Source organism: Variovorax sp. LARHSF232 (genome assembly GCF_052871435.1).
Genome location: NZ_JBIXJS010000003.1, coordinates 310,569 through 329,486, shown reverse-complemented (window position 1 = coordinate 329,486; position 18,918 = coordinate 310,569). Strand labels below are relative to the sequence as shown.

At 67.0% G+C, this 18,918-nt stretch carries 17 protein-coding genes; 9 read left to right on the top strand and 8 right to left on the bottom strand.

Annotated features, from left to right (window positions below):
* The first annotated feature begins 25 nt into the window (after positions 1 to 25).
* The 3 genes from ACIPRI_RS10380 to ACIPRI_RS10370 are packed head-to-tail and all read left to right on the top strand — an operon-like array spanning position 26 to position 4,423.
* Entirely contained in the window at positions 26 to 1,054 is a 1,029-nt protein-coding gene (locus ACIPRI_RS10380) for a Bug family tripartite tricarboxylate transporter substrate binding protein (protein ID WP_446621352.1), read from the top strand.
* Between the two features lie 8 nt (positions 1,055 to 1,062).
* Positions 1,063 to 3,354 (top strand): molybdopterin guanine dinucleotide-containing S/N-oxide reductase, encoded by a 2,292-nt coding sequence (locus ACIPRI_RS10375; RefSeq protein WP_446621351.1) that lies wholly within the window; start codon positions 1,063 to 1,065, stop codon positions 3,352 to 3,354.
* The gene (locus ACIPRI_RS10370) at positions 3,347 to 4,423 is read left to right on the top strand and encodes a YeiH family protein (RefSeq protein WP_446621350.1); all 1,077 of its coding nucleotides are present in this window, start codon (positions 3,347 to 3,349) and stop codon (positions 4,421 to 4,423) included. The genes ACIPRI_RS10375 and ACIPRI_RS10370 overlap by 8 nt, the downstream gene beginning before the upstream one ends.
* Before the next feature lie 99 nt (positions 4,424 to 4,522).
* Here the strand turns inward: ACIPRI_RS10370 and ACIPRI_RS10365 are convergent, their stop codons facing one another.
* Both ACIPRI_RS10365 and glmS read right to left on the bottom strand, forming a co-directional pair.
* Positions 4,523 to 4,981: a hypothetical protein gene (locus tag ACIPRI_RS10365; RefSeq protein ID WP_446621349.1), complete on the bottom strand. Its 459-nt coding sequence runs from the start codon at positions 4,979 to 4,981 to the stop codon at positions 4,523 to 4,525.
* 255 nt (positions 4,982 to 5,236) lie between these two features.
* Complete coding sequence (gene glmS, locus ACIPRI_RS10360) at positions 5,237 to 7,117, bottom strand: glutamine--fructose-6-phosphate transaminase (isomerizing) (RefSeq protein WP_446621348.1); 1,881 nt, start codon at positions 7,115 to 7,117, stop codon at positions 5,237 to 5,239.
* A gap of 147 nt (positions 7,118 to 7,264) precedes the next feature.
* On the opposite strand from glmS, the gene ACIPRI_RS10355 reads away from it, so the two are divergent.
* Complete coding sequence (locus ACIPRI_RS10355) at positions 7,265 to 7,765, top strand: Lrp/AsnC family transcriptional regulator (protein ID WP_446621347.1); 501 nt, start codon at positions 7,265 to 7,267, stop codon at positions 7,763 to 7,765.
* Positions 7,766 to 7,774: 9 nt separating this feature from the next.
* Here ACIPRI_RS10355 and ACIPRI_RS10350 read toward each other — a convergent pair whose 3' ends face one another.
* A complete protein-coding gene (locus ACIPRI_RS10350) occupies positions 7,775 to 8,278 on the bottom strand; it encodes a nucleoside deaminase (RefSeq protein ID WP_446621346.1) in 504 nt (167 codons plus the stop codon).
* Between the two features lie 61 nt (positions 8,279 to 8,339).
* On the bottom strand, positions 8,340 to 9,755 hold the full coding sequence (glmU, locus tag ACIPRI_RS10345; protein WP_446621345.1) for a bifunctional UDP-N-acetylglucosamine diphosphorylase/glucosamine-1-phosphate N-acetyltransferase GlmU: 1,416 nt from the start codon (positions 9,753 to 9,755) through the stop codon (positions 8,340 to 8,342).
* Here glmU and ACIPRI_RS10340 point away from each other — a divergent pair.
* Entirely contained in the window at positions 9,754 to 10,653 is a 900-nt protein-coding gene (locus ACIPRI_RS10340) for a DUF6279 family lipoprotein (protein ID WP_446621344.1), read from the top strand. The genes glmU and ACIPRI_RS10340 overlap by 2 nt on opposite strands.
* A gap of 105 nt (positions 10,654 to 10,758) precedes the next feature.
* On the top strand, positions 10,759 to 11,688 hold the full coding sequence (locus ACIPRI_RS10335) for a hypothetical protein (RefSeq protein ID WP_446621343.1): 930 nt from the start codon (positions 10,759 to 10,761) through the stop codon (positions 11,686 to 11,688).
* Positions 11,689 to 11,703: 15 nt separating this feature from the next.
* Here the strand turns inward: ACIPRI_RS10335 and ACIPRI_RS10330 are convergent, their stop codons facing one another.
* From ACIPRI_RS10330 to ACIPRI_RS10320, 3 genes are all read right to left on the bottom strand, one after another.
* A complete protein-coding gene (locus ACIPRI_RS10330) occupies positions 11,704 to 12,780 on the bottom strand; it encodes a hypothetical protein (protein ID WP_446621342.1) in 1,077 nt (358 codons plus the stop codon).
* A gap of 97 nt (positions 12,781 to 12,877) precedes the next feature.
* Positions 12,878 to 14,152 carry a hypothetical protein gene (locus ACIPRI_RS10325; protein WP_446621341.1) on the bottom strand — a complete coding sequence of 425 codons (1,275 nt, stop codon included), beginning with the start codon at positions 14,150 to 14,152 and terminating at the stop codon, positions 12,878 to 12,880.
* A 151-nt stretch (positions 14,153 to 14,303) separates the two neighbouring features.
* Positions 14,304 to 14,609, bottom strand: coding sequence for a DUF2917 domain-containing protein (locus ACIPRI_RS10320; RefSeq protein ID WP_446621340.1), 306 nt, complete (start codon positions 14,607 to 14,609; stop codon positions 14,304 to 14,306).
* Between the two features lie 141 nt (positions 14,610 to 14,750).
* Here ACIPRI_RS10320 and ACIPRI_RS10315 point away from each other — a divergent pair, with 141 nt between their 5' ends.
* On the top strand, positions 14,751 to 15,731 hold the full coding sequence (locus ACIPRI_RS10315) for a LysR substrate-binding domain-containing protein (protein ID WP_446621339.1): 981 nt from the start codon (positions 14,751 to 14,753) through the stop codon (positions 15,729 to 15,731).
* Positions 15,732 to 15,743: 12 nt separating this feature from the next.
* Here ACIPRI_RS10315 and ACIPRI_RS10310 read toward each other — a convergent pair whose 3' ends face one another.
* Positions 15,744 to 16,361 (bottom strand): 5-formyltetrahydrofolate cyclo-ligase, encoded by a 618-nt coding sequence (locus tag ACIPRI_RS10310; protein ID WP_446621338.1) that lies wholly within the window; start codon positions 16,359 to 16,361, stop codon positions 15,744 to 15,746.
* A 9-nt stretch (positions 16,362 to 16,370) separates the two neighbouring features.
* Between ACIPRI_RS10310 and ACIPRI_RS10305 the strand changes: the two genes are divergently transcribed.
* Both ACIPRI_RS10305 and ACIPRI_RS10300 read left to right on the top strand, forming a co-directional pair.
* Positions 16,371 to 18,365 carry a transglycosylase SLT domain-containing protein gene (locus tag ACIPRI_RS10305; RefSeq protein WP_446621337.1) on the top strand — a complete coding sequence of 665 codons (1,995 nt, stop codon included), beginning with the start codon at positions 16,371 to 16,373 and terminating at the stop codon, positions 18,363 to 18,365.
* The gene (locus ACIPRI_RS10300; RefSeq protein ID WP_446621336.1) at positions 18,362 to 18,907 is read left to right on the top strand and encodes an MgtC/SapB family protein; all 546 of its coding nucleotides are present in this window, start codon (positions 18,362 to 18,364) and stop codon (positions 18,905 to 18,907) included. Before ACIPRI_RS10305 ends, ACIPRI_RS10300 begins: the two co-directional genes overlap by 4 nt.
* Positions 18,908 to 18,918 lie beyond the last annotated feature (11 nt).

Here is an 18,918-nt window from a genome sequence, read left to right as displayed (position 1 = left end):
GGCCGCTCCACTGTCCCAAATTGCCATGAACACTGTTCCAAGCCTCTCCTCGACGTCCATTCCACGAACCGGTCGCCGGCCGCTGCTGGCTGCGGGTCTTTGCTGCGTCGCCGCGGCCTGGGTTCTTCTGCCAAGCGGCGCTGCGCATGCGCAAGGCTGGCCCGAAGCCGGCAAGCCCATCCGCATCGTCGTGGGTTTCCCGCCCGGTGGTGGCGCGGATGTGCTTGCCCGGGCTGTATCCGTGCCGCTGGCCAAGGAACTGGGCGGCACCGTGATCGTGGAAAACCGGCCCGGTGCGGGTGGCCTGCTGGCCACCGAATACGTGGCAAAGCAGCCGTCCGACGGCTACACCGTGTACCTCGCGACGCCTGGCTCCTTCACGATCTGGCCCTCTCTGCGCAAGCTCAACTACGAGCCTGCCAAGGACTTCGCGCCCGTCAGCTTGATGGTCACCATGCCCAATCTGCTGGTCACCGGCATGAGCACGCCCTACACGAACGTCGCCAGCCTGCTGGCCGCAGCCAAGGCACCGAACGCCCAGATCGACTACGCATCCGGCGGCGTCGGCACCATCGGGCAGATCGCGGCGGAGCAGCTCAACATCCTGGCGGGCATCCACCTCACTCACGCGCCCTACAAGGGGACCGCCCCACTGCTCACCGACGTGATCGGCGGTGTGGTGCCGGTCACCTTCTCTGATCCGTCCGCCATGTCACTGGTCGAAGGCGGCAAGCTGCGCCTGCTCGCGCAAACCAGTGCCAAGCGCTCTCGCCTGTTCCCCGATACACCGACGATGGCCGAGTCGGGTGTGCCCGGCTACGACCTGTCCAACTGGTACGGCATGGTCGCACCGGCGTCGACGCCATCGGCCATCGTCGGCAAGCTCAATGGCGCGCTGGCCAAGGTCATGGCCCGGCCCGAAGTGCGCAAGCAACTGGCGGGTGCGGGCATGGATGCGGCATCGAGCACCCCGGCGGAATTCGGCAACCACATGGCCACCGAGCGCGCCAAGTGGGCGGCCTTGATCGCCAAGGCCAAGATCCGCGCCGAGTGAGCGCGGGCATGGCAGGCTACAAGCCACACAGCGCACATTGGGGCGTCTTCTCTGCGGCCTGGGATGGGAAGACGCTGTCCGTGAAGCCGCACCCCGGCGACCCCGACCCGAATCCGCTCATCGACAACTTTCCGGGTGCGCTGCGCCACAAGGTGCGGGTGGCATCCCCCATGGTTCGCAAAGGCTGGCTGGAACAGGGCCCCTGGCCCGACACGCGCCGCGGAAGCGACACCTTCGTCCCGATGAGCTGGCACGAGGTGCTGGACCTGCTGGCCAAGGAACTTCAGCGTGTGAAGGACAAACACGGTCCGCAGGGGGTGTTCGGCGGCAGCTATGGCTGGTCGAGCGCCGGCCGCTTCCATCACGCGCAAAGCCAGGTTCATCGCTTTTTGAACGTGACTCTGGGCGGCTATGTGCGCTCGGTCAACAACTACAGCGCGGGCGCGGCCCTGCCCTTGCTGCCCCATGTGATCGCAAGCATGGAGGAAGTCGCCCGACGCAACGTGACCTGGGAACAGATCGTCGAGCACTCGGACTTTGTCCTGTGCTTCGGCGGCATGGCATTGAAGAACTCGCGCGTGGCGTCGGGCGGCATCAGCCGACACATCGAGCGCGACGCCATGCGAGCAGCGGCCGAACGTGGCTGCCGCTTTGTCTCGATCAGCCCGCAAAAGAGCGACCTTCCCGACGAGGCCGCCTTTGACTGGCTGCCCGTGACGCCGGGAACGGACACCGCCCTCATGCTGGCCCTGGTCCATACGCTTGTCGAGAGCGGCCTGCATGACACCGACTTCATCGATCGCTACTGCGATGGCTGGGACACGTTCGAAGACTACCTGATGGGCCGCAGCGATGGCACGCCGAAGTCGGCGGCCTGGGCGGCTCCGCTGTGCGGCATCGACCAGCAGCGCATCGTCAGCCTGGCACGGGCACTCGCGGGCAAGCGCGTGCTCGTGGTCGTCTCGCATTCGCTTCAACGCGCGGAACATGGCGAGCAGCCCGTGTGGATGGGTGTCGTTCTGGCCGCAGCGCTCGGCCAGATCGGCCTGCCCGGCGGCGGCTACAACTATGCACTCGGCACACTGGCCCACTACGGCAAGCGCAACAACGCGGTGGCAGCGGCTGCACTGCCCCAGGGCACGAATGGCGTCAGCGACTTCATTCCGGTCGCACGCGTCTCGGACATGCTGCTCCACCCCGGCGAGCCCTTCGACTACAACGGCGTGCGGCGCCGGTATCCGCACATCCGCCTGGCGTATTGGGCCGGCGGCAATCCTTTTCATCACCATCAGAATCTCAATCGCTTGGCCGAAGCCTTTCGAAGGCTGGACACATTCATCGTCCACGAGAGCGCCTGGACTGCCACCGCGCGCCATGCCGACATCGTGCTGCCGTGCACAATGACCCTCGAGCGCGAGGACATCGGCGCGACGCCGACAGACCCGCTGATGGTGGCGATGCATCGCATCGCAGAACCCCATGGGCTGGCGAAAGACGACTACGACATCTTCTGCGATCTGGCCGAACGCATGGGCAAGCGCAGCGAGTTCAGCGAAGACCGCACTGCGCGGGAATGGCTGGCCCATCTCTTCGAACGCACCCGCACGGGCCTGCAGGACATGGGCCTGCAGGCCCCGAGCTTCGAGACCTTCTGGGAGCGCGGCGAGATCACCCTGCCGCAACAGGCGGACGATGGCGGCGTGCTGCGCGCTTTCCGCCGGGATCCACGGAGGAACCCCTTGCCCACGCCCAGCGGCAAGGTTCAGATCAGCTCACCCACTGTGGCCGCCTTCGACTATGCCGACTGTCCGGGCCACCCCGTCTGGCTCCCCTTCAAGTACGCGCCCACCGCCGAACACCCGCTCTGGCTGGTGGCCAATCAGCCGCACACCAAGCTTCACAGCCAACTGGACTTCGGCGGCCACAGCCAGGCCAGCAAGCGCCGGGGCCGCGAGGTGTGCACCATGCATCCGAAGGCAGCTGCCGCGCGCGGCATTGCCGAAGGCGACATCGTTCGCCTGTACAACGAGATCGGCGCCTGCCTGGCGAGCGCCCATCTGGATGCAGGCATGCGCGAAGACGTGATTCAACTTCCCACTGGCGCGTGGTACGACCCCGCGATCGACGAGCGGGGCCGGCCGATGTGCGTGCACGGCAATCCCAACGTGCTCACGCGAGACATCGGCACATCGTCGCTGGCCCAGGGATGCGCAGGTCAACTCGCGACGGTGCAGATGGAGCGCTTCGATGGCGCCCTCCCGCCCATCACCGCATTCGATCCTCCCATCGCGCATGCGTGACCGGATTGGGATGTCACCTGCGTCGCTGATTTCCACTGGCCTTGTCGCGCGTTGCAGCGATGGAGCGGGTCATGTCTCGCGGTTGTGGCCGGGCTTCGGCCTGTCCGGCCTGCTCGCCATGGCAGCGACGTTCATGGCCACCATGCATGGCGGACCTCAACTGCTGTACGCCCTGTTCTTCGGTGTGGCACTGCATCATCTGAGCAACGATGCGAAGAGCAAGCCAGGCATCGACTTCTGCTCGAGAACCCTGCTGCGTCTTGGCGTCGGCCTCCTGGGCGCCCGGATCACGGCTGCGCAGATCGCCGGACTTGGCTGGATGACCGCCGCAGTGGTCGGCCTGGGCGTCGTGACAACCATTTCGATGGCGGTCCTCATCGGTCGTCGCTTCGGCATGAGCAACGCCCAATCCACGCTCTCCGGCGGCGCGGTCGCCATATGCGGCGCCTCGGCGGCCCTGGCGATTTCGGCCGTGCTGCCCCGTGACAAGGACAGCGACCGATTCACGCTGATGGTCGTGGTCACGGTGACCGTGCTGTCGACCATCGCAATGGTGGTCTATCCGCTGGTCGCCAAGTTCCTTCACCTCTCGCCCGAACTTGCCGGCCTGTTTCTCGGCGGCACGATCCATGACGTCGCGCAAGTGGTGGGTGCCGGCTACACGATCGATCACCAAACGGGCGACATCGCCACCGTCGTGAAGCTCTTTCGCGTTGCCATGCTGACACTCGTCGTCGTCGTGGTATCGGCCGCGTTCAAGCGCGCCCGTGCAGCGGGTGATCTGTCTCCCGACGACAGCGCTCCCGTTCGCCAGACTCTTGTGCCGTGGTTTCTCTGGCTGTTCATCGTGATGGTGGCAGTGAACTCTTTCGGGCTGATCAGTCCACCAGTGCAAGAGTCACTGAACCATGTGTCCCGTGCCTGCCTTGTGATCGCGATTGCCGCACTGGGCATGAAGACGTCGTTCGCCCAACTGGCCCAAGCGGGTTGGCAGCCCCTTTTGCTTATCGTTGTCGAAACGCTCTGGCTGGCATTGCTGGTACTGGGCTGCGCTCTGGCGATGAGGTAGCGCAGGTGTTCCAGGCAAATAAGGTCTGAGACAGCCCTCCAATGCGAATCTTGCGCCCGAGCCCTGCGGCGACACCGTCCAGGGCGCCTAGTCGCCTGTTCATTCCAGGTAGTCGATGAACTGCGGGATCACTTCACGCAGGAAGTGAATTTCCTCCGTGGGAATGCTGCGCGGCTCCAGGTCGAAATGGATGAAAGTGCCATAGGGCGTGCCGCACTCTCGCGTCAGCAGCCGGCCGTAGTACGACTCGACCATGCCGGCATAGGGGCGGCTCGTCAGGCGTCGATCCTCGGAGGCATGGCTGGTCACGAATTCGCCTTGCTCGATCGCGTACTGGCAAAAGCTCTTGCCCAGAGGCACCACCTTCAGCCAGGTGCGGTATTCCGAGTCGCGGTCGAAGGCGTGCGCCGCGTGCATCACCTCGCCGTTCAGTTTGTAGATCGCCGTGAACCGATAGGGCGTCCTGTCGTTGAGCATGGCCAGCGCCGGGACGATCCCGCGGATGACAAGAAGGTCACGAATGGCCGCAGTGGGCGCTGGCAAGTCGATGTCGAGCATGGGCACCTCGGTTGGGGCGTGGGCGCGAATCTTACGCAATTCTTACAGCGCTCGGGAACAGGGTTTGACCCTCATCTTGTCAGCGCAAACCCTGTCCGACGCGAAAAGCTTCGCCCTTGAGTTGGCCAAGGGGAAGCCCGGGTCAAGAAGGGGCGCCAACCGCACGTCAGTAACAGGGCTCGCCGAGGCCTTGCACTTCGACAACTATTCTTTCGCACGCACCACCACCAACCACCCGACAGGTTTTATCTCTCGCTACTCCACCGTCACGCTCTTCGCCAGATTGCGCGGCTTGTCCACGTCCGTCCCGCGCGCGCAAGCCGTGTGATAGGCCAAGAGCTGCAGCGGCACCACATGCAGCAGCGGGCTCAAGGGCCCGTAGTGCTCGGGCATGCGGATCACGTGGATGCCGTCGCTGCTCTCGATGTGCGTGTCTGCGTCGGCCAGCACATACAGCACGCCGCCGCGGGCGCGCACTTCCTGCATGTTGCTCTTCAGCTTTTCCAGCAAGGCGTCGTTGGGCGCGACGGTGACCACCGGCATCTCGCTGGTCACCAGGGCCAGCGGGCCGTGCTTGAGTTCACCGGCGGCGTAGGCCTCGGCGTGGATGTAGGTCACTTCCTTGAGCTTGAGCGCGCCTTCCAGCGCGATCGGGTAGTGCAGGCCGCGGCCCAGGAACAAGGCGTTCTCCTTGCGCGCGAAATCTTCGGCCCAGCTGATGATCTGGGGTTCGAGCGCCAGCACCGACTGCAGCGCCACCGGCAGGTGCCGCATCTGCTTCAGGTATTGCGCCTCTTCCTCTGCACTGAGCCGGTCCTTGGCTTGCGCCAGCGCCAGGGTCAGGAGGAACAGGCCGGCCAGCTGCGTGGTGAAGGCCTTGGTCGACGCCACGCCGATCTCGACGCCGGCGCGGGTGATGTAGGCCAGCTTGCATTCGCGCACCATGGCGCTGGTCGCCACGTTGCAGATGGTCAGCGTCTCTTCCATGCCCAGGCTGCGCGCATGCTTCAGGGCGGCCAGGGTGTCGGCGGTTTCGCCCGATTGCGAAATCGTCACCACCAAGGTCTTGGGGTCGGGCACCGATTCGCGGTAGCGGTACTCGCTGGCGATCTCCACCTGCGCCGGGATCCTGGCGATGGCTTCCAGCCAGTACTTGGCGGCGCAGCCGCTGTAGTAGCTGGTGCCGCAGGCCAGGATCAGCACCTTGTCGATCTTCTTGAAGACGCGGTGCGCGCTGGCGGCTGGGGCGCCATCGGTGGCCACGCCATCGAAGAGCTCGGGCACCACGCCCTCCACGCCTTCCAGCGTGTCGGCAATGGCGCGCGGCTGCTCGAAGATTTCCTTTTGCATGTAGTGGCGGTACGGACCCAGTTCGGCCGCGCCGCTGTGGGCGTGCACCTGGCGCACCGGACGCGTCACGCTCTTGTGCGCGCGGTCGACGATCCAGTACTTGCCCGGCTGCAGGTCGACCACGTCGCCTTCTTCCAGGTACACGATCTGGTCGGTCACGCCGGCCAGCGCCATCGCGTCGCTGGCCAGGAAGTTCTCTTGCCCGCCCTGCCCCACGCCCAGGATCAGCGGCGAGCCGGCGCGCGCGCCCACCACGCGGTGCGGCTCGTCGCGGCAGATGGCGGCAATGGCGTAGGCGCCCTGCAGCTGCTTCACGGTGGCCTTCACCGCTTCGAACAGGTCGCCGTCGTAGTGGCTGTCGATCAGGTGCGCGATGACCTCGGTGTCGGTCTGGCTGGCAAACACGTAACCGCGCGCCTGCAGCGCTTCGCGCAGCGCCTCGTGGTTCTCGATGATGCCGTTGTGCACCAGCGCCACCCGCGCGGGCTTGGCGCTGTCGGGGCCTTCGCCCGGCCCGCGGCTGAAATGCGGATGCGCGTTGTGCACCGCCGGCGCACCATGCGTGGCCCAGCGGGTGTGGGCGATGCCGGTCAGGCCTTCGACCTTGTCTTCCTGCACCTGCGCGACCAGGTCGGCCACGCGCGAGGTGGTGCGGGTGCGGGTGAGGCCGCCCGCATGCACCGCCACGCCGCAGGAGTCATAGCCGCGGTACTCGAGCCGCTGCAGGCCCTGCACCAGGACGGGAACGATGTTGCGATGGGAGGCTGCGCCGACGATGCCGCACATGGGATGGCCTTTGGGAGTTAGTTGTTTCGAGAGAAGGCGGCATCGTAGGCGCGACCAGGAGAACAATGCTTTCTTGTTCGGCGGCTGAATGGAATAATCTTCCATTGATCTCCCGAATTTTTCATTTATTCCATCAACAACTGATTTATGGAATCCTTGTCCATCGACTCGGTCGACCTGCGCCTTCTGCAAGCCCTTCAGGAAGACGCCTCGCGCACCAACCAGCAACTGGCCGCGCTGGTCCATGTCTCGCCGCCCACCTGCCTGCGCCGCGTGCAGCGGCTGCGCCAGGCCGGGGTGATCGAGCGCCAGGTTGCGCTGCTGTCGCCGGACAAGCTCGCACCCCTCATCGGCCACGGCTTGCAAGCGGTGGTGGAGGTGTCGCTGGACCGGCAGGACGCGCAGGCGCTGGAGGACTTCGAAGCGCGGGTGGTGAAGGACGATGCCGTGCAGCAGTGCTACCGCGTCTCGCCCGGGCCGGACTTCGTGCTGGTCGTCGGCGCGCGCGACATGCCCGACTACCTGGCGCTGGCGCAGCGCCTGTTCACGGCGGATGCCAACGTGCGCAACGTGAAGGCCTTCTTCAGCGTCAAGCGGGCCAAGTTCCAGCCGCGGCTGCCTTTGGCGCAGACCGCGTCGTCGGCCTGAGGCGAAAGGTCAGCGACCCCAGAAGCCCCGGTGCGGCGCGGCCGCCTCGTCCTCGATCAACGGCCCCAGCACCTGCACCTTGCGCTGGCCGCGGGCAAACACTTCTCGGCATGGCAGCGAGAAGGTCGGGTTCTCGGGATGGTCGCCGGTGAGGCCCAGCAAGCTGTGCTCCGACAACGCGTAGACCACGCGCCCGATGCCGGTCCAGTAGACGGCGCCCGCGCACATGCAGCAGGGTTCGGCGCTGGTGTAAAGGGTGCAGCGCGCCAGTTCTTCGGGGCTGAGCTTGCGCGCCGCCAGCGCGGCGGCCACCAGCTCGGCATGCTGCGTCGGGTCGCCTTCCGGCGGCATCGAGTTGTTGCCGGCCTGCGAGACGACGTTGCCGTGCTCGTCGGCCACCAGTGCCGCAAAAGGATGACGGCCGCGCGCCTTCGATTCTTCCGACAGGCGGATGGTCAGGCGCAGCAGCTCGAGCTCGCGCGGGCTGAGCGGGGGAGTGCTGGTGTTGCTCATTAGGCAGCCTCCGCGCGACGCGCTGCGGTGCGAGCCCCCTTCGGAGCGGCCGGGCGGGGGCTCATGACTTCTTCTTCACCGGCCGCTGCCAGTTCGGATAGCTGGCCTGCCGCGCCCGTGCCACCGTGAGGCCTCCGGGCTCGGTGCTCTTGCTGACCGTGGAGCCGCCCCCGATCGTGCCGCCGGCCCCGATGCTGATGGGCGCCACCAGCACGCAGTTGCTGCCGATGTGCACGTCGTCGCCGATCAGGGTGCGGTGCTTATTGGCGCCGTCGTAGTTGGCGGTGATGCTGCCCGCGCCGTAGTTGACGCGCGCGCCCACCGAGGCATCGCCCAGGTAGGCCAGGTGGTTGGCCTTGGCGCCTTCGCCCAGGGTCGAGTTCTTCACTTCGACGAAATTGCCGATGTGCACCTCGGCGCCCAGGCGCGCGCCGGGCCGCAGCCGGGCAAAGGGGCCGACCAGCGCCGCCGGGCCGACCGTCACGCCGGCTTTTTCGCCATCGATGTGGGTGAAGGGATGGATCACCGCACCGTTCTCGATGCGCGCATTGGCGATCACGCAGTTGGCGCCGATGCGCACGCCCGCGCCCAGCGACACTGCGCCCTCGAACACGCAGTTGACGTCGATCTCGACGTCGGCCTCGCAGGCCAGGCTGCCGCGCAGGTCGAAGCGGGCCGGGTCGGCCATGCGCACGCCCTGGCGCATCAGCGCCTGCGCCTGGCGCAGCTGGTAGGCGCGCTCCAGCTGGGCCAGCTGCAGCGGGTCGTTCACGCCGGCCACCTGCAGCGCGTCGTTGGTGCGATGCGCCACCACCGCCACGCCATCCACGGTGGCCAGGCGAACGATGTCGGTCAGGTAGTACTCGCCCTGGGCGTTCTTGTTGTCCAGCCGGGCCAGCCAGGGCTTGAGCAGGCGCACGGGCACCGCCATCACACCGCTGTAGACCTCGCGGATCTCGCGCTGCGCCGGCGTGGCGTCCTTGTGCTCGACGATGGCTTGCACGCTCTCGCCCTCGCGCACGATGCGGCCGTAGCCGGTCGGGTCCTCAAACTCGATGGTGAGCAGCGCCAGGCGGCGGCCGGCACTGGCGGCGATCAGCCCGCGCAAGGTTTCTTCGCCGATCAGCGGCACGTCGCCCGACAGGATGACGGCCGTGCCGTCGTCCTCCAGGTGGGCCTGGGCCTGCTGCACCGCGTGGCCGGTGCCCAGCTGCGGCACCTGGCGGGCAAATTCCAGGGGGGCCTGCGGCGCGGCGACGGCCAGCGCGGCTTCCACCTCGTTGGCGCCGTGGCCGGTGATCACCACCACCTTGCGCGCCTGGATGGAGAGGGCCGTGTCCACCACGTGCGACACCAAAGCGCGCCCGGCCAATCGATGCAACACTTTGGGCAAGCTGCTCTTCATGCGCGTGCCCTTGCCGGCCGCCATGATGACGACGTCGACCGGCCCGTAATCGTCTTGCGGAATCTGTGCCATGCCTTCTTTCTTCAATGCAAACCGTTGCTCGAACTGGGCTCGAATTATCGGCGCGCTGCTGCTTGCCGCCGGCCTGGCCGCCTGCAGCACCCTGAAGCTGGCCTACAACAACCTGCCCGAATTGGGCTACTGGTGGCTGGACAGCTACCTGGACTTCGACGGCAGCCAGACCCCGCGCGTGCGCGACGAGCTGGATCGCCTGCTGGCCTGGCACCGCCGCAACGAGCTGCCGCAATGGATCGCCCTTGTGCAGAAGGCGCAGGTGCTGGCACCCCAGGACATCACGCCGGCGCAGGCCTGCGAGTTGGGCGAGGCAGTGCGCACGCGCCTCTTGGCAATGGCCGAGCACGCCGAGCCGGCCGGCGCCGAGCTGGCGCTGAGCCTCGCGCCCGCCCAGCTCGATCAACTGCAGCGCAAGTACGCCAAGCAGAACGACGACTACCGCGCCGACTGGCTCGGCAAGAGCCGCGAGGCGCAGCAGACCAAACGCTACGAGCAGTGGCTGGACCGCAGCGAGGACTTCTACGGCACCCTGGACAACAGCCAGCGCCGCGCCCTGCGCCAGATGGCGGCCGAATCGATCTTCAGCGCCGCCCTGTTCGACGCCGAGCGCAAGCGCCGCCAGGGCGTGCTGCTTGCCACTCTGCGCGGTCTCGGCGGCCCTGGCGCCGAGCGAAACGCGCCGCCGGCCGAGGCGCAGCGCGTGGTGCACACCTATCTGCGTTCGGTGACCGAGCCGCCGGCCGGCCGCTGGCGCGAGCAGCAGCAGGCACTCTGGCTGGAAGGCTGCCGCAACTTCGCCGCGCTGCACAACATGACCAACCCGGCCCAGCGCGAGCAGGCGGTGCGCCGGCTGCACAGCTACGAGACGGAACTGCGCGAGCTCAGCGCCCAATAGAAAGAGAAAGACGCGCCATCGGCCATGTGTCCAGTTGTTACCTGTAGTTCTATCTGATTACACTCGCATGCCGGCGCGCGGGCGCCCCACTCGGCAACCAGGCGAATGAAAACCACCCTCTGCACCCTGTTCGAAGGTCACTACCACTATGGCGTGGCGGCGCTGTCGAATTCGCTCATGGCCAACGGCTATCGCGGCGAGCTCTGGGCCGGCTACAGGGGCGGCTTGGCGGACTGGATCACCCAGCACAGCGGCTACGACGCCACTTGCGGCCAGTTGCGCCTTTCCGACAGCTTCAGCCTGCGCCTGGTGCGGCTGGACACGCCGCTGTTCTTCGCCTACTACAAGCCCACCTTCATGCGCGAGGTGCTGGACCAGCACGCGCCGGACGCCGACGCGGTGGCCTACATCGACCCGGACATCGTGCTCCAGTCCGCCTGGTCCGACATCAGCGCCTGGTTCGAGGGCGGCATCGGCCTGATCGAAGACGTCAACTGGAACCTTCCGCCCCGGCACCCCAAGCGCCTGATGTGGAGCGCCTGGTTCGCGCCGCACGGCGTGGTGGAACGCCGCACGCTCAGCCGCTACTACAACTCGGGCTTCATCAGCGTGCCGCGCGAGCATGCCGACTTCCTCGCGCTGTGGGGCTGGATGTGCGGCCTGGTGGCCGACTACAACAACGGCCAGAAGCACATCAAGTCGGGCGAGGCGTCCACCTTGTTCCATTCGACCGACCAGGACGCGATGAACTACGCCCTGACCGCGCACGACGCACCGCTCAATACCGCCGGCGCCGACGCCATGGACTTCCTGGATGGCGGCTACTACTTCTCGCATGCCATCGGCGCGGCCAAGCCATGGCTGGGCCGCCATGTGCGGCGCGCCCTGAAGGGCCGTCCGCCCTCGCGCCCCACCAAGGCCTACTACCGCTACGCCAACCATCCGATCCAGCTCTATTCGCCGATGCAGTTCGCGCTGCGCCGCATGAGCCTGGGCCTGGCCTCGGCCATCGGCCGCTTCTATCGCAAGGCCTGAAACCGGACGGCTTGCTCAGGCGCGGCTGAAGCTCCGGCTGGTCTGGGCCAGCGCGTCCTGGATGCCGGCGCACAGCGTCTGCATGACCCGTTCGTCGGCGCGCCAGGCGCGCCAGGCGTCGAACCGGCTTGCAAGGTCGCCGGCGTGCAGCACCTGGTCGATGGCGCGCTCCAGCGCTTGCGGAAGTTCGGCCAGGCTCGCGCAAGGTTCGCCGCAGCAGGCCGGGACGCCCATCTGCACCGACAGCACGGGGTAGTCCGGTGCGACCACGAAGCAGCCGCCCGCAATCGCGTCATTGAGGATGCCGCTGGGCCGAAAGTAGAACGAGTCACGCTCGAACCAGGCGACGACGATGTCCAGCGAATGGACGAACACGTTGTAGTGCTCGGGCTCGTCGGTGTCCGCGTAGTCGATACCCCGCTCGGCCAGCGCCTGCTGCAGGCGTTCCGGCACCTGCCACTTGGGCGAGCCGAAGGCCAGCTGTACGTCAGGATGGGCCTTGGCACAGGCCTGCAGGATGTCGAGCAGCGGCTCGACCGGCTTGTCCGCGCGCAGGATGCCCAGGATGCCGATTCGAAGCGGCCCGCCAGGCCGGATGCGCGCACGCTCGATGGGCGCCTCGCGCGGCAGGGGCAAGGGCACCACGATCGATTTGGTGAAGCGGGGCACGCCCTGCACCTCCCGGTCGCTGATCTCCAGGTGGATCGGCCACACATCGCAATGCTTCTCGATGGTGCGCAGCACCTGCAGGCCCAGGCGGTGAAACGGGCTCTGGCCGTGCGTCTGCTGGATGCCGTGCACGATGAAGAACACCGTCTGCCGCCGTAGCAGGCACACGGCATAGAGCGGGTAGGCGTACCAGGGCTTGTGCTCGAAGACGAAGACCAGGTCGGTGCGCTTGGAGCGCCAGGCCTCGCGCGTCATCTCCCACATCGTGAGCAACTGGAAGGCGATCTGGCGCAGGGCGCGCGACGGGATCCACTCATAGCTCTTGCCACGGCTCGCCGTTTCTTCCGAAATGAAGACAACGCCCCGCCCAAGCCGATCGCCCAGGCTGAGAAAGAGATCGAGGTTTCTGTGGGCGGATCGCATGGCGTCAGGTCAGTCTAGTTCAAAAATTCTCGTTTTAGAACTTTTTTGCTACTTCTCCGCCACGGCGGGCCCCTGCCCGATCGGCGAGCCCGGCGAATCAAGCCGTCCTGCGCCACTCCGGCAGGCGTGCCAGCACCAGCGCGTACTGGTAGATGAAATGGGTCAGGCTGGTGACCAGGTTGAAGGCGAGCACCAGGGGCAGCGTGTTCACCCCGGCCAGGGCCACGAATGCGGCTTGGACCACCAGGACCAGCGGGATCGTGAACCACTGGCGCGCGGTCGCCCCGCGGCCGGTCAGTGTCCTGAAGGCGAAGCCGGAGCCGCTGATCAGCACGTAGGCGCCGATGGCCAGCCACAGGTAGGGTTGCTGCGCCTCGTACTGGCGGCCCAGCAACAGCATCCAGTACTGCGGCCAGATCACCGCGGTCAGAAAGATCAGCAGCATCAGGCCCAGGTAGGCGCCGTGCACCTGCAGCAGCCGCTTGACGAAGGTCGGCCCACCGGCCGAGCGCGCAATGGCCGGGAACAGCAGCATGTTGGTGACCCGGTCCAGCACCACCAGGATCATGGCCAGGCGGCCCAGCGCGCCCACCTCGGCCAGCATGTCGGTGGTGCCGAAGAGGGAGACGATCAGCACCGTGATGACGCTCTGCACCTGAAAGAAGATGGACGACGGAACCAGCGGCAGGGCGATTCGCAGCGTCTCGCGCTTCACCCAGTCGCGCTCTTCGCCATTGAACTCCCGGTTCTCGATGGCCAGTGCGTTCAGCGAGCGCTGCTGCAGCCGGATGTCGACCACCAGCGAAAGCGCGGTGGCGGCAAACAGGGCGCTGGTCTGCCATTCGCCAAAGGGCGCCAGCAGCACGGCCGCCACCAGCAGGAAGCGCGTGCTGTGCATGGCCAGCGCGGCGCGGTTGAGGGCGCCCACCTGGCCGAGGACCAGCAGCACCATGTGCGAGAAGCTGGCACTCAAGGTCAGCGGCAGCACGACCAGCATCGCGCCGGTTGCCGCCAGGTAGGCCGGCGCGATCCAGGCGTGCTGGGTCGATGCGTTCAGCCAATAGGGCAGCACGATCGCCAGGGCCAGCGCCATCAGGATCCAGCGCCAGCGGAAGATCTGGCGGCACACGCCCATCACCCAATGCGAATCACTGGCGCGCCGGCCGACCACGGGCAGCACGCACTGGCCCAGGCCCAGATCGCCGATGCCGATCATCAGGCTCATGCAGGCCATGAGGAAGGTATAGACCGCGTACTGGTCCTTGGGCAGCAGGTTGACGATCAGCAGCCCGGCAATGCCGCCCACCGCCACCCCGAAAGTCTCGACGCCGCCGACCATCAGGACCTGGCGGATGCGGGCATAGAGGCTCATGGAGGGATGGGCGGGCGTGTGGTCGGATCGAACTCGCTTGGAAGTGCCGACGATACGCGATGCGGGCGACTGCTTGGTGGCGCGCCGCAACCAGCGCCATCGAAATGGCCGCTGGCGATGGCCCGTTACCGGGCCTTTGGAATGACCAGGCTCAGATGGCGTCCCAGGTGTAGGTGGCGCCGAAGCCGTCCCAGGGCTCCATCACCAGGCGCTCGCCCTTGGCCAGCTGCAGGCTGTCGCCGGGGCTGAGCACCAGGTCTTCGCTGCCCCGTTGGGCGCTGGCGTCGCGCGTCACCCAGACCCGGCCTTGCCGGACCTTGAGCACGCTGGCGCTTTGGGCACGCAGGGACATGGCCTGTCCAGCCGCCAGCTGCCAGGCGCCGCGGCGCACGGCCGGCGGTACCGGCACGGGCCGGGTCAGGCGGGGGATCGACGACGAGAGGACGGTAGCGGTCATGGTGTTCTCCTTGGCGTAGCTGCTGCAAAAGGGGCAGTTGCGCGTTTCAGGAATGAATGATCTCGCCGGCCGCCTTCCGGGTCCAATGAAAACGCGGTAGCCTACTGATTCGCTTTTCGCATCAATCAGGGAAACCCTAAAGTGCAGCATTCCCAGACACACCTTCGCTCCCGCCCCATCTCCGCCGGCCATCTGCGGGCCTTCGAGGCGGTGGCCCGCCATCTCAACTTTCGCGCGGCCTCGGAAGAGATGGCCCTGACGCAGTCGGCGGTGAGCCGGCAGATCCAGGCGCTCGAAGAAGAAATCGGCGTCTCGCTGTTCCTGCGCCACACCCGCGCGGTGGAGCTCACCAGCGCCGGCGCCCAGTTGCTGCTGGCGGTGCAGCAGTCGCTGCCGCGCATCGACGGCGCGGTGCGGCAGATTCGCCAGAGCGCCGGGCGCAAGAGCGTGGCGGTCACGACCTTCGCGTCCTTTGCCTCGATGTGGCTGATCCCGCGGCTGGAGGCCTTCCAGCGCGACAACCCCGAGATCGACATCCGCATCGACGCCAGCGACATGGCGGTCGACCTGGACGTGGCCGACGTCGACCTGGCGCTGCGCTACGGCCCGGCGGCCAGCATGCCGGCCGGCGCGATACGCCTGTTCGGCGAAACCTTGACGCCGGTGGCCAGCCCCTGGCTGATGAAGAGCAACCCGTCGATCGGCAAGCCGGCCGACATCGCCAACTTCACCCTGATCGAGGCCGGCGACGCGCACCGCACGCACCTGGAATGGCTGACCTGGCGGCGCTGGTTCGAGCTGCATGGCCAGAGCAAGGCGCAGCCCAAGCGCTGGCTCTATTTCAACTACGCCTACCAGATGGTGCAGGCCGCCCTCACCGGCCAGGGCGTGGTGCTGGCGCGCAGCTCGCTCATCTCCGACAGCCTGGCCAGCGGCGACCTGATCGAGGTGCTGCCGCAGCACCGCATGGACTCGCCCATGGCCTACTGGCTGCTTGCGGGCCCGCGCAGCACCCTGCGGCCCGAGGTGCAGGCCTTTTCCGACTGGCTGCAAGCGCAGGCCACCGCAACCCGCCAGACCATCGGCGAAGGCAAGGACCCCGATCTCGAAGATCTGGACTGAGGGGCTGGGGACCTACCCCACCGGCCAGACGACGCCGTCTTCATTCAGGATGGCGTCCAGCGGCACATCGTGGGCTTCGGGCTCATGGCTGGCCAGCAGTCCGTTGGCAAAGCCCAGGCCCACCGTGAAGGGGCGCGGCTCCAGCGCGGCCAATGTGCGGTCGTAGAAGCCGCCGCCATAGCCCAGCCGATAGCCGCCATCGGTGTAGCCCACGCAGGGCACGAACAGCAGCGTGGGCACGATCAGTTCGGTGTCCTTCGGCTTGGGAATGCCGAAGGCGTCTTCTTCCATCGGGCAGCCGGGATACCAGGCGTGGAAGCTCAAGGTCTTGTGCACCTTGTTGATCACCGGCAGGGCAATGCGCCGCTGCGTCGGCTTGGACTGCAGCTCGCCGTCTTCCTTCCAGCGATGCAGGGCCGGCAGTGGATCGAACTCGCCCTTGATCGGCCAGTAGGCACCGATCACCGTGTCGGGCCGGCCCACCAGCCAGATGCGCATCACCCGCTGCAGCAGGTCGGATCGCACATGCCGATCGTTCATCTGCAGGCGCTGCTCCACCAGCGCAGCGCGCAGCTGTTGCTTGAGGAAACTTGCGGTGTCCGACGACTTTGGTTCTCGTGCCTTGTCCATAATCCCCCGATGCAGTTCCCAAGCATTTTGGCACCCCGGCGTGCCCGCCTCCTCTCCCTTCTTGCATTGACAGCGGCACTGTGCCAAAGCGCGTCGGCCCAAGGCAACGGCGACGACCTCCTGCTGCAGATGAAACAGGCCTTCCAGCGCGGCGACAAGGCGCGCCTCACGGCCCTCTTGCCGCAAGCCCGCGGCCATGCGCTGGAACCCTGGGCCGCCTATTGGGAACTCAAGGCCCGCTTGCAGGAAGCCAGCCCGCTCGAGGTGCAGGACTTTCTCGCGCGCTATGCCGGCACCTACCAGGAAGACCGGCTGCGCAACGACTGGCTGCTGCAGCTGGGCAAGCAGCGCGACTGGGACAACTTCGCCGCCCTGCATCCCGCCTATCGAATGGGCGACGACCGCGAAGTGCGCTGCTATGCCGTGCTGGCCGGCGCGCAACGCAACGGCGTGACCAAGGAGCAGGCGCGCGAAGTGCGGCGCGACTGGCTCGCGCAGCGCGATGCCGACGACGGCTGCCTGGCCGCGGCCGAGCGGCTCATCGCCGCCGACCTGATGTCTGCCAACGACGCCTGGAAGAAGGCGCGTCTGGCGATGGAAAGCAATCGCCCGCGCGCCGCGCGCGACGCCGTCAACCTGGTGGCACCCGACGACCTGGCGCTGTTCGACCAGGTCAACGCCAGCGCGCCCAAGTTCCTGGCCGGCCGCGCCGTGGTCGCGGCCAAGTCGCGCAAGGAGATGGTGGTGCTGGCGCTCATCAAGATCGCCATGTCCGACCCCGACATGGCGGCCGTGCAGCTGGATGGCAAATGGGGCCCGATGCTGACGGCCGAAGAGCGCAACTGGCTCTGGGGCGTGATCGGCCGGCAGTCGGCCATGAAGCTCTCGCCCATGGCCAGCGGCTACTTCGGCAACGTCACGAAGGCCAAGGACCTGAGCGACGACATGCTGGCCTGGAAGACCCGCGCGGCATTGCGCATGGGCCAATGGAAAGAGGTGCAGGCCAGCATCGACGCCATGAGCGAAGAAGCACAGGAGGATTCGACCTGGGTCTATTGGAAGGCACGCGCCCTGGCGCAGCGCGGCGGCGACGAGCGCCGTGCCGAGGCCCGCGCCCTGTACGAGGGCATTGCCGGCACGCGCGGCTTCTACGAACTGCTGGCCCTGGAAGAGCTGGGCCAGCAAGCCAGCGTGCCGACCCGACCCGCGCCGCTCACGCCCGAAGAGAAGGCGGCGGCCCGCAACAACCCCGCGCTGCAGCGCGCGCTGCTGGCCATCGGCATGGGCCTGCGCTCGGAAGGCGTGCGCGAATGGAACTACGCCATCAACCTGCACTTCAAGGGCGGCATGGGCGACCGGGACCTGCTGGCCGCGGCCGACTTCGCCTGCCAGCGCGAGGTATGGGACCGCTGCATCAACACCAGCGAGCGCACCAAGGGCTTCATCGACGTGGAGCAGCGCTTTCCCATGCCCTTTCACGACACCGTGGTCCGCAAGAGCCAGGACATCGGCCTCGACCCGGCCTACGTCTACGGCCTGATCCGCCAGGAAAGCCGCTTCATCATGGATGCGCGCTCCGGCGTCGGCGCCTCCGGCCTGATGCAGGTGATGCCGGCCACGGCGCGCTGGACGGCGCGCAAGATCGGCCTGCCAGGCTTCACGCCCGACCAGATCTACGACCGTGAGACCAACATCACCATCGGCACCAACTACCTCAAGCTGGCGCTGGACGACTTCGACGGCTCCATGCCGCTGGCCGCCGCCGCCTACAACGCCGGCCCGGGCCGCCCACGCGCCTGGCGCAACGGCCCGGTGATCGAGGCCGCGATCTGGGCCGAGAACGTGCCCTTCAACGAGACGCGCGACTACGTCAAGAAGGTACTGGCCAACACCACCAACTACGCGGCCATCATCAGCGGCAAGCCGCAGTCCATCAAGGCGCGGCTGGGCAGCGTGGGCCCGCGCGACGAACGCATTCCGGAACCCAACAAAGATCTGCCGTGAGCAGTGTTTGGACCGCGGTCCTCGACACCGTCGCGAAAGAGTTCACCGACATCGACGATGTCGAGCACTTCACGCGCGTGGCGGTGCGCCTGCTCTTGGCCGGCATCCTGGGCTTTGCGCTGGGCTTCGAACGGGAAACCCAGGGCAAGGCCGCCGGCGCGCGCACCCACATGCTGGTGGCGCTGGGCTCGGCGCTGTTCGTGCTGGTGCCGCAGCTCTCGGGCGCCGAGCTGGCCGACATGAGCCGGGTGATCCAGGGGCTGGTGGCGGGCGTCGGCTTCCTGTGCGCCGGCGCCATCCTCAAGAACAGCAACAAGGAACAGGATGTCCGGGGCCTGACCACCGCGGCAGGCATGTGGATGACGGCGGCCATCGGCATGGCCTGCGGGCTGGGGCGCGAAGTCACCGCCATCATCAGCACGGTGCTCGCGCTGGTGGTGCTGGCGCTGGTGCCGCATTTTTCGCGCGGGCTGGAAGGTGTGATGGGCAACGGCCGGCGCCAGGAACAGGACGATCAGGACAAGACGCCGCCGCGCTCGTAGCGCCGTCGCAC